This is a genomic window from Micromonospora sp. M51 (assembly GCF_018070305.1).
GTDB lineage: Bacteria > Actinomycetota > Actinomycetes > Mycobacteriales > Micromonosporaceae > Micromonospora > Micromonospora parva.
In genome coordinates this window covers 1-12,132 of sequence record NZ_JAGPXZ010000105.1, presented here as the reverse complement: position 1 = coordinate 12,132, position 12,132 = coordinate 1, and the positions used below count along the sequence as shown (strand labels likewise).

Here is a 12,132-nt window from a genome sequence, read left to right as displayed (position 1 = left end):
GCAGCATCGAGGAGACCGCGATCCCGGGTGACCTGGCCGCCGCGATCACCGGCGCGCTCGCCCGGTTCGGCGAGGAGGCCGCCTACGCCGTGCGCTCCAGCGCGACGGCGGAGGACACACCGACGGCGTCCTTTGCCGGGCAGCAGGACACCTACCTGAACGTGGTGGGGTCGGCGGCGATCCTGCGGCACGTCAGCCGGTGCTGGGCGTCGCTGTTCACCGAGCGGGCCGTCATCTACCGCCTGCGCAACGGTGTCGACCACCGGACGGTTCAGATGGCTGTCGTCGTACAGAAGATGGTTTTTCCCGATGCGGCGGGCATCCTGTTCACGGCGGACCCGGTGACGGGCAACCGGAAGGTCGCGACGGTGGACGCCAGCTTCGGCCTCGGCGAGGCCCTGGTGTCCGGCCTGGTGAACCCGGACGTCTTCCGGGTGCGCGACGGGGAGGTGGTGGCCGGGTCGGTCGCCGTCAAACAGCGCGCCGTCGCTGCCGTGCCCGGCGGCGGAACGCGGGAGGTGGCGATCGAGGCGCAGCGGCGGGACCAGCCGGCGCTGACGCAGGCGCAGGTCCTCCGGCTGGTGCGGCTCGGGCGACGGATCGAGGCGCACTTCGGCCGTCCGCAGGACATCGAGTGGTGCCTGGTCGACGACGACTTCCAGATCGTGCAGAGCCGACCGATCACCACGCTGTTCCCCGTCCCCGAGGCCGACGACCAGGAGAACCACGTCTACCTCTCGGTCGGTCACCAGCAGATGATGACCGACGCCATGCGGCCCCTGGGGCTGTCCATGTGGCAGTTGACGGCCATCGCCCAGATGCGGGAGGCCGGCGGAAGGTTGTTCGTCGACGCCACCGGGCTGCTGGCCTCGCCGGCGAGCCGCGCCAATTTCCTGGAGATGGTCGGGAAGTCCGATCCGCTGACGAAGGACGCGTTGGAGACGCTCCTCGACCGGCCCGGCTTCGTTCCGACGACGCCCCCGAGTGGCGGCGTCGGTGCCGGTCCGGCCAGGCTGCCGGCCGGCGGCGCGTCGGTCGAGACCGATCCGACGATCGTGCCCGAGCTGATCGCGCGCAGCGAGGCGTCCATCGCCACCCTGCGGCGCGACATCGCGACGGTGACCGGTACGGCGCTGTTCGACTTCCTGCTGGAGGCCTTCCAGGAACACAAGCGGGTCCTCGCCGATCCGCTGAACATGCGGGCGATCATGGCGGGCATGGAGGCCACCTGGTGGCTCAACGACCGGCTGCACGAATGGCTGGGCGAGAAGAACGCGGCGGACACCCTCACCCTCTCCGCCCCCGGCAACATCACCTCCGAGATGGGGTTGGCGTTGCTGGACGTCGCCGACGTGATCCGTCCGCACCCGGAGGTGGTGGCGTTCCTGCAAGAAGTCGCGGACGACGACTTCCTCGACGAGCTGCCGAAGGTCGCCGGCGGGGCCGAGGCGCGCGCCGCCATCGAGGCGTACCTCGACCGGTACGGGATGCGCTGCGTCGGCGAGATCGACATCACCCGACCGCGGTGGAGCGAACGCCCGAGCACCCTCGTGCCGGTGCTCCTCGACAACGTCAAGCTCTTCGAGCCGGGCGCCGCCCGGCGGCGCTTCGAGCAGGGCCGGCAGCAGGCGCAGCGCAAGGCGCAGGAGGTGGTGACGCGCCTGCGGGCGCTGCCGGACGGGGAGCAGAAGGCCGCCGAGACCGAACTGATGATCGACCGGGTACGGACCTTCATCGGCTACCGGGAGTACCCGAAGTACGACATCGTCACCCGCTACTTCATCTACAAGCAGGCCCTGCTGGCCGAGGCCGAGCGGCTGGTACGGGCCGGCGTCCTCACCGCTACCGAAGACGCCTTCTACCTCACCTTCGGGGAGTTCCACGACGTCGTCCGGTCGCAGCAGGTGGACGTCGACCTGATCCGGCGACGGCGGGACGCGTTCCGGGCGGACCAGGCGCTCACCCCGCCCCGGGTGCTCACCTCGGACGGCGAGATGATCACCGGATCGTACCGGCGCGACGACGTGCCGGCCGGTGCGCTGGTCGGTGTGCCGGTGTCCGCCGGGACTGTCGACGGGCGCGCCCGCGTCATCCTGGACATGGCGCAGGCTGATCTCGAAGCGGGTGACATCCTCGTCACGACCCACACCGACCCCAGCTGGACGCCCCTGTTCGTCGGCATCGCCGGCCTGGTGACGGAGGTCGGCGGGTTGATGACGCACGGCGCGGTGATCGCGCGGGAGTATGGCCTGCCGGCGGTCGTCAGCGTGCTCGACGCGACCCGGCTGATCAAGGATGGGCAGCGGATCCGCGTGCACGGCAGCGACGGGTACGTCGAGATCCTGTCCTGACCGAGGAGGAGGCGATCGCCGCAGGAATGCCGGAACGTGCCGGCATCTCCCATGAACAGATGAACGCGATCGGGCGACCCGCCCGCCCGGAGCACGCGCGGGCCCTCGGCATTCCGCTCACGACCTTCGCGGAGTGGACGCGCCAGTACCTGCGCGACGAGCGGGCCGGCGGGCACCGCGACGTTCGGTCCCTGTGGAGCTGAATCGTCTGTGATATCAGCTCCACAGGGACCCACCTCCCCGAACGGCGCAGTGCCGGCCAGCACCCTCGGCACGGTCAGGCTGCGGCGACTGCCTGGCCGAGCGGGAACCGCACGCCGGTGAGGTCTTCCGAGACGGCCCAGAGGCGTTGCTGCACGGCCAGGTCGTAGGACTCGGGGCTGGAGGTGACCAGTCTCGGGTTGCCGCGCGTCTCGCCGAGGCCGTCGGGGCCGTAGTACTGCCCGCCGAGGACGGACGGGTCGGTGGCGGCCCGCAGCGTGGGCAGCGCGCCCGCCGCGGCGGGCTGGGTGATCACCGGGGCGAGCCAGGTGATCGGCGCGCGGACGACCGCCGGGGCGTTGCGGACCAGCTCGGTGTTGGAGACGCCGGGGTGTGCGGCCACCGCGACGGTGGTGCCGTGCGCGGCGAGCCGGCGCTGCAACTCGTAGGTGAACATCAGGTTGGCGAGCTTCGACTGGCCGTAGGCGGCGACGCGGCTGTACGAACGCTGACACTGCAGGTCGTCGAAGTGAATGGCGGCGCGGATGCGGTGACCGACGCTGCTGACCGTGACCACCCGGGAGCCGGGCACCGGCAGCAGCAGGTCGAGCAGCAGTCCGGTGAGGGCGAAGTGGCCCAGGTGGTTGGTGCCGAACTGCAGTTCGAAGCCGTCTCTGGTGGTCTGCTTCGGGGTGTACATCACCCCGGCGTTGTTGATCAACAGGTCGATCCGCTGATGGGTGGCGTGCAGGCCGGCCGCGGCGGCGCGCACCGATTCCAGCGAGGTCAGGTCCAGTTCCCGTACGGAGACGTCGCCGTTGATCCGGGCGGCAGCCCGTTCGCCTTTCGCGGTGTCGCGTACGGCCAGCACGACGGACGCGCCGCGTTCGGCGAGCAGCCGGGCGGTCTCGAAGCCCAGCCCGGTGTTGGCCCCGGTGACCACTGCCACCCGGCCGTCCTGGCGCGGAATCTGCTGCTCGGTCCACTTCATCTCAGGCTCCCCAATGTACCGCCGGTAACTTATGCTCGAAACGGTAAGGTACCGCCGGTACACTGTCAAGGGACCGGCGGTACCTAAGTTAGGGTTGGTGTCATGACGTTCCAGCGGGCGCGCAGCGAGGAGCAGCGTGAGATCCGGCGCCGGGCGATCCTGGAGACCACCTCGGCGATGCTCGACGAGATGCCGGTGGCCGAGGTGACCCTCAACGAGCTGAGCCGGCGGGTCGGCCTGGCCAAGACGGCGGTGCTGCGCTATTTCGAATCCCGCGAGGCGGTGCTGCTCGACCTGATGGACGACCGGACGGCAACCTGGCTGGCCGAGCTGGAGCAGGAGTTGGCCGACGGCGTCGACAGCAGCCGGTCCGCGCCGGAACGGGCCGAGCAGATGGCCGACGTGCTCAGCCGGTCACTCGCCGCCCAGCCGGTGCTTTGTGATCTCTACGGCGCGCAGGGCGGGGTGCTGGAGCACAACGTGTCGGTCGAGGCGGTCCGCCGCCACAAGCGGGCCTCACTGGGCAACCTCGCGGTGATGGCCGCCCTCGTCCGGCGACACCTGCCCGAGGTCGGCGACCCCGCCGAGCTGTTCTGCCTGCACGCCCTGCTCATCGCTGGCGCGCTGTCCGCCTACGACTCGCCGCCGCCCAGCCTGCTCGCCGTCTACGAGTCCGAGCCGGCGCTCGCGGTCCACCATGTCGACCTGCGGACCGCCCTACGGCTCGCGATCATCACGTCGCTCGTGGGCATGCTGCCGCGCTCCTAGCGTCTGGGTCGGAGCGCGAAATTCGATGGCCGTGAGGCCGTTCGCGGTCTACCGTGGCCCGCCGTGCCCTCACACGAACAAATCATCGGACAGGCCCTGGACCGGATCGAGGCCGGGTACGTCTTTCCTGAGAAGGTCGCGGACATCGACGCCGCGATCCGGCGCCGTCTCGCAGCAGGAGAGTACGACGACCTGGACGGACCGGCGCTCTGCGAGACGGTGACCGCCCACCTTCAACAGGCCTGCCCGGACAAGCATCTGCGGTTGCTCTGGACGGACCAGCCGCAGTCGCTGGACGCCGCCGACGAAGACGGAGGGCGAGCCGCGTTCCTCGCACTCCTCAGGACGGAGAACCAGGGAATCCGCCGGGTCGAGCACCTGGACGGGAACGTCGGGCTCATCGACGTGCGGCGCATCGCGTACGCCGACGAAGGCGCCGCCGCGATCGGCGCGGCCATGCAACTGGTCGCCCTCAGCTCCGCGCTCATCCTGGACCTGCGCGCCTGCTCCGGCGGAACGCCGGAGGGAGCCGCGATGTGGTGCAGCTACTTCTTCCGCGACGACCAGGTGCACCTCAACGACTTCTACGAGAGGTCCACCGGCAACACCCGCCAGTTCTGGACGACCGCGCATCTTCCCGCGCCGCGCTACGTGGACCGCCCGGTCCACGTGCTCACCAGCGCGATGACGTTCTCCGGGGGCGAGGATGTGGCGTACACCCTCCAGGCGCACGGTCGGGCCGCCGTCGTCGGTGAGACGACCCGCGGCGGCGCACACCCGACGGCCCGCCACCCGGTCACCGAACACATCCTCGTGACCGTGCCGACCGCACGGACCATCAACAGCGTCACCGGCACCAACTGGGAAGGCGTCGGCGTGGTCCCCGACGTACCCGTCCCGGCGGACCAGGCACTCGACGCGGCACTCAAGGCCATCTCGAGTGGGTAGGCGCTTGTTCGCTCACGCGCGCCGGCGAGACTGCCAGTCGGGCGGGGGCGGACACTCCAGGACCGCTATCGAGTTCCCGGCGAACAGCCGCAGGTGCGGATGCTCGGAGAAGATCTGACCGGGGCGGCCTTTCGAGGGTGGTCCCTGCGCTGGTCGGGGTCAGCTCAGCTTTTGGCCTTGCTGCGACGGACCCGCCGACGGGGCGTCTCGTCGCCGCCGGCAAGCCGGGTGAAGGTGAGCATGTTCGCCAGCGCCACGGCGATGACCGCGACGCCGACCTGGATGGCGAGCACGATCCAGTCCCAGCGCAGCACCCAGACCCGCACGCTGGCTTCGTCGTTGACGTGGAGCGCCTTGGCGACCACGGTGCCCAGCACCGCCGAGCCGACGCCGATAACGAACGTGGCGACGACGCCGATCCGTTGCCTCCCCGGCAGGATGAGTCGTCCGAGCAGGCCGACGAGGGCACCGATGAGCACCGCGCCGAGATAGCCGTATACCAGCATTGCCGTCACTCCCCTCCAGCAGTGCCGAGATACATGCCCGATTCTCACGTTCCCGGAAACCCCGCCGGCTCCATGCCCATCAATCCACGCTGCGGCTCGTCGACTCCTGGCCTAATCTATCGATATCAGTCGTTGTCGTTCTGAGGTGCGCGACGGCTGGCCGACCCGATCCGGGTCCGACCCCGGCCAGCTCACGTCGCGGAGAGGAATCCCGATCGTGAACGCCGACAGTCGAACCCTTCCGCGAATCCTCTCCGCCCTGGTGGCCGCCGTGCTCGCCACCGGCCTGTCAGTGGTCGGCGCCGGGCCGGCGGCGGCCGGGCAGACCAGCCTGCGGGCCGCCGACCCGAGCGTGATCCGCGTCGGTTCCACCTACATCTCCGTCCAGTCGCTCAACGGCGGGATCGCCGTACGGCAGGCAGCATCACCCGACGCGCTGGCCGCCGCGACCGCGCGGCAGGTGTGGACGGACAGCCGCAACCTCGGTGAGGTCTGGGCTCCGGAGATCGTCACCGACGGTGGCCGCTACTACATCTACTTCTCGGCCGGGCGCAGCACCGCCCACCGCATGTACGTGATCCACTCGGCGTCGCCGGCCAGCGGCTACACGACGGAGCGGCAGCTCGCGCTGCCGGGCGACAAGTGGGCCATCGACGGCAGCCTGTTCACCTTCAACGGGCAGCGATGGTTCGTCTGGTCCGGCTGGGCCGGCGACACCAACGTCGAGCAGAACATCTACCTCAGCCGGATGAGCGACCCGCTCACCCCGACCGGCAGCCGGTACGTCATCTCCCAGCCGCGCGAGAGCTGGGAGCGTGTGGTGGGCAACCCGTTCATCAACGAGTCCCCCGAGGCGATCAGGGACCCGAACGGGCAGCTGCACATCGTCTACTCCGCCAACGGCAGCTGGAGTGACCAGTACTGCCTGGCCGACCTGCGACTGCGCGCCGGCGGCGACCCCACGTACGTGTGGGACTGGTACAAGTCCAACGGCTGCCTGTTCGGCTCGAACCGGGCCACCATGATGGCCGGCTGGGATCCCACCCTGTACGTGAACGGCCCCGGGCACCACAGCTTCGTGCTGCTCAATGGCGACATCGCCACGAGCCCACCCGCCGGGCCGAGGTTCCCGCTGATGTTCCACGCCGTACCCAAGGGCACGGCGTACTCCTGGGCGAACCGGTACTGGTACACCGGCACCTTCTGCTGGTGGGGCAACACCACCTACCGCCGCGCCAACGTGCCCGGCCCGACCAGCGACACCGGGTTCAGCCTCAAGTTCTTCGAGTGATCGCGCAACGCGCACGCCGGCTCCACGCGGTCGGAAGGTGCTAGGCGTCGCGGCGCAGCGTGAACCAGAAGGTCGGCACCGAGTTGGTGCCCGGCGTGACGTCGATGAGTGCCCAGCCGGGGAACCTGTCGCGGAGTTCGTCGGCGGTGACGCCCGCTGCCCATGACGTGATCTCGGAGACCGGATTGTCGAGTGTCTCGGGGCCGTACCCGAACATCAGCAACAGCGCTCCGGGCGCGGCGCGGTGGGTGAGCCCGGCGGCGTAGGCGTCGCGGCGGTGCAGTGGGATTCCGCAGTAGCAGCTCAGGTCGAAGAACAGGTCGAACGGGCCCGGCACGTCCAGGTCGTCGAGGCGCGTGGCGTCTCCGTGCCGCACCCGTACCGCCACTCCCGCCGCCGCGGCCTTCTCCCTGGCCTGGTCGACGGCGCTGTCGATCAGATCGACGGCGGCCACCTCCCAGCCGTGCCGCGCGAGGTAGATGGCGTTGGTCCCGGTGCCGCAGCCGAGTTCGAGGGCCCGGCCGGGCGGCAGCGCGCCATGCCCCTCAATCAGGTCCACCAACTCGGGCGGCGTCACGCCGGTGTCCCACGGCGGCTTGCCGGTGCGGTAGTAGCCCTCCAGGGCGCGGTGAACGGCTTCCTCCTCCGGGTCCCGCCGCGTCGTGGCCGGGTTCTGGCTGGCGTTGAGCTGGGACATCGTCTCCTCCAGAAATTTAGAGTTGGACTCTAGTGACGTACTCTAAAGATAGGCTCGCACTATGGAGAAGGTCAAGCGGCCGGACAAGCGGGCTGAGCGCTCACAACGCACCCGCGAGAAGGTCATCGAGGCGGCTCGCGAGCTGTTCGTCGCGCAGGGTTACGGTGCGACGAGCCTGCAGGAGGTCGCGGACCGGGCGGGCGTGGCCGTCCAGACGGTCTACTTCGTCTTCCGCAACAAGCGCACGCTGTTCAAGGACGTCGTCGACACGTCCATCGCCGGGGACACCGCGCCGGTCGCCACCATGGACCGTGAGTGGTTTCGCGCCGCGTGCGCCGACCCCACCGCAGCCGGGCAACTGCGCACGCACGTGCACGGCGCCAGCGAGATCCTGGGCCGGGTCGCCCCGATCATGCCGCTGATCGCGGCCGCCGCAGCCACCGACCCGGAGATCGCCGCACAGTGGCCGGACGACGCCGATCCGCGTTACACAGTGCAGTACGCAGCAGCCGAAGCGCTGGTGGGCAAGCCCGACGCCCGCCCCGGCCTCTCCGTCGAGATGGCGGCGGACCTGCTGTACGGCATGCTCAGCCCGGAGCTCTACCTGATCTTCGTCCGCGACCGCGACTGGTCACCGGGCGCGTGGGAAGAGTGGGCCCGCGCCACCCTGACCTCCCAACTCTGCGCCGACCACGGCTGAGCGGACGGCGTCACTGTCGCTCGCCAGCCCAGCGCCGCGCCCCGACCAGAGGTTGCCCGCCGCTGGCAGCATCGGTCTGATGAACGTTCGTCGCCTGGCGGCCATCGACATGCACGGCAGCCGGGGAACCACCCGCCGACGGCGGATCATCCTGGCCGAGTTCCTCATCGGCGTGGTGCTGATGGTGACGTGGGGAGGTTGGCTGTTGGCGTCGTCGACCGGCTTCGGCAGCCGAGCGGTCGGCGTGTGGTTGGTCGGCGCGGGTCTCAACTACGCGCCTCTGTCCCTGCACGCGCTCGCGCTGATGCGGCCGGGCGCCCTCGACGCGGAACTGGCCGGCGCCGACATCGACCGGGAGCTGCGCCGGTACACGGTGCTCCAGCTCTGGGTGGTCGTGCCGCTCTCGCTCGTCGTTCTCGCCATCCGCGACGCACTCGCCCAACGTCGCAACGCCTAGGAAAGCACTTGGTTCGAGATACAGGTGAACACGTACCACGGCGGCTACAACGATCCCAGCTGCTGAGCACCGCGCGACTGTGACCTGACGCAGGAGCGGCCCTTGAGCGACGCCGGACATCGGTGTCGCCCAAGGGCCGTCCCCCGCCGCCCACTCCCCCACCGACCATCCCCGGCCCTGTTTGCCCGTGCTACCAGTTCAAGGGGCCGAGCTCGTCGGTGAAGGTGCCGGTTGGGCCGTCGGGGCCGAGGGTGGCCAGGCGTACGACGGTCGTGGCGCTCTCCGCCACCGGTCGTCCGGTTCCGAGGGCGGCGGTCATGTCGGTGGCGGTGAAGCCGGGCTCCAGCGCGTTGAACTTGATGCCCGGGTTGGCCTTGGCGTACTGGATCGTGAGCATGGTGGCCGCCGACTTGGAAGCCGCGTAGAGCGCCGCCGGAAGGTTGAATTCCGGCCGTTCCGGGTTGGTGACCGCCCAGAAGGACCCCATGCTGCTGGACACGGTGACCACCGTCGGGTTCGACGACCGTCGGAGCAGGGGTAGTGCCGCCTCGGTGACGCGGACGATCCCCACCGCGTTGGTGTCGAACACCCGCAGGGCGGTGGGGCCGTCGACGGGGCCGTCGCCGAGGATGCCCGCGTTGTTCACGAGGACGTCGAGTCGACCCTCCGCCGAGTCGACAGTCGCCAGCGCGCCGCTCACCGACGCGTCGTCGGTGACGTCGAGCTGCACGAACCGTGCGCCCAACTCGGCTGCGGCCTTCTCGCCCCGCTCGACGTCGCGGGCACCGATGTAGACGGTGTGGCCCAGTTCGAGAAGCTGCCTGGCGGTCTCGAACCCGATGCCCTTGTTGCCACCGGTGATGAGCGTGACGGTCATTCGTATCTCCTACGTGTGCAGCCACGGGGTGCCCTGTGAGCGACCGCCGCGTTTTTTGTACCGCTCGGTTGCCAACGACCGTAACAGGGTTTTGTACTGATCGGTTGGTGACCAGGGTCACGATCTGTACCGAGCGGTACACTGGCGCCATGAGCACTGAGACGCCCGCCGTGGGACGCCCCCGGGCCTTCGACGAGGAGACGGTCCTCGACCGGGCAACCGAGGCCTTCTGGCGACACGGCTACGAGGGCGCGTCCCTGAGCGTCCTCACCAGCGCGATGGGCATCAACCGGCCGAGCCTGTACGCCGCCTTCGGCAGCAAGGAACAGCTGTTCCAGCGAGCCTTCGCCCGCTACCACGACACCCAGGTCGCCAACGCCCGCGCCGCACTCGACCAACCCACCGCGTACGCCTCGATCGAAGCCTTCCTGCGCGCCAGCGCCGACGGCCTCACCGACCGTGACCACCCGGCGGGCTGCCTCTCCATCCAGGGAGGCCTGGCCTGCTCGCCGGAGAACGCCCGCATCTCCGAGATCCTGGCCGCCGGCCGCGCCGCCACCGAGGCGGCCGTGGAAGAGCGACTGTCCCGCGCCACGAAGGAGGGGGACCTCCCGGACGGCATGGATCCCGGCGCGCTGGCGCGGTTCGTGATGGCCCTCAGCGAAGGGCACGCTGTCCACGCCGCGTCGGGCGCGAGCCGCGAAGACCTCCACGCCTCGGTCGACATCGCCCTGCGCGCCCTCGCGCTGCGTCAGTGAGCCGCGCCGCGTCGGCGGCGCTCACCGCGCCGGGCGGCGGCCGGAGGTCTGGAGCAGCAGCTCCCACCCACCGCCCACATTCTGCTGACCGCGAAGTGACTTCCACGAGGTCTGGTCCACCAACCATGCTGGCCCGATGAATCCGCCGGAACTCGCAACGTCGGAGAGGCTGCTCACCAACCTCTACGCGGCATTCAACGAGCGTGACATCCCCGCCCTGCTGGCCGCCATGACGCCGGATGTGTCGTGGCCAAATGGCTGGGAGGGAGGCCACGTTCACGGCCGTGACGAGGTGAGTTCCTACTGGCGCAGACAATGGGACCAGATCGAACCGAGCGTCCTGCCGACCGCGTTCGCCGCGGAGGCCGACGGGCGAATCGTCGTCACCGTCCACCAGGTCGTCCGCGACAAAACCGGAGCGACAATCGCGGATCACACCGTCACGCATGTCTACCGATTCACCGACGGGTTGGTGGCAGAGATGGAAATTCGAGCGTAAAGACGTCCGCGATCTTTTGGCGTCCGCCGTCGGCTGGCGCTGCGCCCCTGAGCCCGTCGCAGTGCCAGCGGTGGTCAGCGGGTGAGGCCGACCAGCGTCGCCAGTCGCGCCACGCCGGCCGGCGCCGGGTGACCCCGGGCGACCTCGGCGATGAGGGTACGCGCCAGAGGCCGGCACCGAACCTCGGCCGGCGCGACGCTGTCCGCGTCGACGAGGGCGCGTGCGGCGCCACGCAGGTCCCCCACCTGGAGGTACGCCCGAGCGACGTCCACGAGGTACGCACCCCGATGCTCGGCCGGCAACCGCCGCCACGCCTCCCGCCGCACCACGATCGCGTGCCGCCGCACCGCCTCAACGGCGTCCCCTCGCACGGCAGCCACCACCACCCGCGCCAACTCGACGGCGACGGGCCCGAAGCTGGTGCGGTGTGTGTCGTCGTACCCCCGCAGCCCGGCGGCGATCCCCGCGGCCCGGCCAATCAGCTCGTCGGCGCGACGGTGCTCACCGCACCCAGCAGCAGCCAACGCTGCCTGCAGAAGCAAAGCCCCACCCACAGCCCACTCCCCCGCCGGCCGCAGCCCCACTCCCCGTTGCCCCGCTCCTCGTTGATCATGAGGTTGCCGGGCGCTTTGATCTCCACCAAACCCGCCAACCTCATGATCACCGGTACGGGATGACGGTGGGAGGAGGCGGTTGGCTGCACTTTGGGCTGCGGTCAGGGCCAGGGGGTCGCGGTTGGCGGCACGTAGTGCCTGGGCTACCGCGATCGTCGCTGTTGCCGCCAACGTCGGGTCGTCGCCGGCTGCGGCCATCGCGCGGTCGGCAGCCAGCCAGGCGAGGTCAGCCTCGCCGAGCTTCACCAGCAGCGACGAGGTGATCCGGTACGCCTGCACCAACAGCTCCGGTGACCGCACACCCTGTGCGGCGTCGAGCAGACCCGGCACCACCCGCACCAACTGCCCGTAGTGCGCATGCTGGTAGGCCAACCACGCGTGCCCGACCTGCCTTCGCAGCTCGTCCGTCCGCGGTGGAGCCTGCGGGGTGTCGTAGCGGGCGAGCGCGGCCCGGATGTCGTCCACCCCGTCCGG

14 protein-coding genes are annotated in these 12,132 nt (G+C 70.0%); 9 read left to right on the top strand and 5 right to left on the bottom strand.

The features are described 5' to 3' along the window. Both rph and KBX53_RS08600 read left to right on the top strand, forming a co-directional pair. Positions 1–2,351 (top strand): rifamycin-inactivating phosphotransferase (gene rph, locus KBX53_RS08605; RefSeq protein WP_210858491.1); only part of this gene is annotated, 2,351 nt, incomplete at its 5' end. A 59-nt stretch (positions 2,352–2,410) separates the two neighbouring features. Beyond that, complete coding sequence (locus KBX53_RS08600; protein WP_210858489.1) at positions 2,411–2,554, top strand: hypothetical protein; 144 nt, start codon at positions 2,411–2,413, stop codon at positions 2,552–2,554. 74 nt (positions 2,555–2,628) lie between these two features. On the opposite strand, the gene KBX53_RS08595 is transcribed toward KBX53_RS08600, so the two are convergent. Continuing rightward, the gene (locus KBX53_RS08595) at positions 2,629–3,543 is read right to left on the bottom strand and encodes an SDR family NAD(P)-dependent oxidoreductase (RefSeq protein WP_210858487.1); all 915 of its coding nucleotides are present in this window, start codon (positions 3,541–3,543) and stop codon (positions 2,629–2,631) included. A 102-nt stretch (positions 3,544–3,645) separates the two neighbouring features. Here KBX53_RS08595 and KBX53_RS08590 point away from each other — a divergent pair, with 102 nt between their 5' ends. Next, a complete protein-coding gene (locus KBX53_RS08590) occupies positions 3,646–4,311 on the top strand; it encodes a TetR/AcrR family transcriptional regulator (RefSeq protein WP_210858485.1) in 666 nt (221 codons plus the stop codon). A 63-nt stretch (positions 4,312–4,374) separates the two neighbouring features. Next, positions 4,375–5,259, top strand: coding sequence for a S41 family peptidase (locus tag KBX53_RS08585; protein ID WP_210858483.1), 885 nt, complete (start codon positions 4,375–4,377; stop codon positions 5,257–5,259). Between the two features lie 164 nt (positions 5,260–5,423). Here KBX53_RS08585 and KBX53_RS08580 read toward each other — a convergent pair whose 3' ends face one another. Further along, a complete protein-coding gene (locus KBX53_RS08580; RefSeq protein ID WP_210858481.1) occupies positions 5,424–5,765 on the bottom strand; it encodes a GlsB/YeaQ/YmgE family stress response membrane protein in 342 nt (113 codons plus the stop codon). Between the two features lie 217 nt (positions 5,766–5,982). On the opposite strand from KBX53_RS08580, the gene KBX53_RS08575 reads away from it, so the two are divergent. Then, entirely contained in the window at positions 5,983–7,056 is a 1,074-nt protein-coding gene (locus KBX53_RS08575) for a glycoside hydrolase family 43 protein (RefSeq protein ID WP_309140732.1), read from the top strand. Positions 7,057–7,096: 40 nt separating this feature from the next. Here KBX53_RS08575 and KBX53_RS08570 read toward each other — a convergent pair whose 3' ends face one another. After that, positions 7,097–7,753: a bifunctional 2-polyprenyl-6-hydroxyphenol methylase/3-demethylubiquinol 3-O-methyltransferase UbiG gene (locus tag KBX53_RS08570; RefSeq protein WP_030332635.1), complete on the bottom strand. Its 657-nt coding sequence runs from the start codon at positions 7,751–7,753 to the stop codon at positions 7,097–7,099. Between the two features lie 61 nt (positions 7,754–7,814). Here KBX53_RS08570 and KBX53_RS08565 point away from each other — a divergent pair, with 61 nt between their 5' ends. Continuing rightward, on the top strand, positions 7,815–8,453 hold the full coding sequence (locus KBX53_RS08565) for a TetR/AcrR family transcriptional regulator (RefSeq protein ID WP_210858479.1): 639 nt from the start codon (positions 7,815–7,817) through the stop codon (positions 8,451–8,453). A 79-nt stretch (positions 8,454–8,532) separates the two neighbouring features. After that, positions 8,533–8,910 (top strand): hypothetical protein, encoded by a 378-nt coding sequence (locus tag KBX53_RS08560; protein WP_210858477.1) that lies wholly within the window; start codon positions 8,533–8,535, stop codon positions 8,908–8,910. A 190-nt stretch (positions 8,911–9,100) separates the two neighbouring features. Here the strand turns inward: KBX53_RS08560 and KBX53_RS08555 are convergent, their stop codons facing one another. Beyond that, complete coding sequence (locus KBX53_RS08555; RefSeq protein ID WP_210858476.1) at positions 9,101–9,787, bottom strand: SDR family NAD(P)-dependent oxidoreductase; 687 nt, start codon at positions 9,785–9,787, stop codon at positions 9,101–9,103. A gap of 149 nt (positions 9,788–9,936) precedes the next feature. Between KBX53_RS08555 and KBX53_RS08550 the strand changes: the two genes are divergently transcribed. Together KBX53_RS08550 and KBX53_RS08545 are read left to right on the top strand one after the other, a co-directional pair. Next, entirely contained in the window at positions 9,937–10,545 is a 609-nt protein-coding gene (locus KBX53_RS08550; protein ID WP_210858475.1) for a TetR/AcrR family transcriptional regulator, read from the top strand. A 136-nt stretch (positions 10,546–10,681) separates the two neighbouring features. Further along, positions 10,682–11,044 (top strand): nuclear transport factor 2 family protein, encoded by a 363-nt coding sequence (locus KBX53_RS08545; RefSeq protein ID WP_210858474.1) that lies wholly within the window; start codon positions 10,682–10,684, stop codon positions 11,042–11,044. Positions 11,045–11,118: 74 nt separating this feature from the next. Here the strand turns inward: KBX53_RS08545 and KBX53_RS08540 are convergent. After that, a partial coding sequence (locus tag KBX53_RS08540) for an XRE family transcriptional regulator (RefSeq protein ID WP_210858473.1) occupies positions 11,119–12,132 on the bottom strand: 1,014 nt, incomplete at its 5' end.

What these genes read in the sequence shown, in the direction of transcription:
- KBX53_RS08600 (WP_210858489.1), top strand. Translation starts at nt 2,411, where the DNA reads ATGAACGCGATCGGGCGACCCGCCCGCCCGGAGCACGCGCGGGCCCTC.
- KBX53_RS08595 (WP_210858487.1), bottom strand. Translation starts at nt 3,543, where the DNA reads ATGAAGTGGACCGAGCAGCAGATTCCGCGCCAGGACGGCCGGGTGGCA.
- KBX53_RS08590 (WP_210858485.1), top strand. Translation starts at nt 3,646, where the DNA reads ATGACGTTCCAGCGGGCGCGCAGCGAGGAGCAGCGTGAGATCCGGCGC.
- KBX53_RS08580 (WP_210858481.1), bottom strand. Translation starts at nt 5,765, where the DNA reads ATGCTGGTATACGGCTATCTCGGCGCGGTGCTCATCGGTGCCCTCGTC.
- KBX53_RS08570 (WP_030332635.1), bottom strand. Translation starts at nt 7,753, where the DNA reads ATGTCCCAGCTCAACGCCAGCCAGAACCCGGCCACGACGCGGCGGGAC.
- KBX53_RS08565 (WP_210858479.1), top strand. Translation starts at nt 7,815, where the DNA reads ATGGAGAAGGTCAAGCGGCCGGACAAGCGGGCTGAGCGCTCACAACGC.
- KBX53_RS08560 (WP_210858477.1), top strand. Translation starts at nt 8,533, where the DNA reads ATGAACGTTCGTCGCCTGGCGGCCATCGACATGCACGGCAGCCGGGGA.
- KBX53_RS08555 (WP_210858476.1), bottom strand. Translation starts at nt 9,787, where the DNA reads ATGACCGTCACGCTCATCACCGGTGGCAACAAGGGCATCGGGTTCGAG.
- KBX53_RS08550 (WP_210858475.1), top strand. Translation starts at nt 9,937, where the DNA reads ATGAGCACTGAGACGCCCGCCGTGGGACGCCCCCGGGCCTTCGACGAG.
- KBX53_RS08545 (WP_210858474.1), top strand. Translation starts at nt 10,682, where the DNA reads ATGAATCCGCCGGAACTCGCAACGTCGGAGAGGCTGCTCACCAACCTC.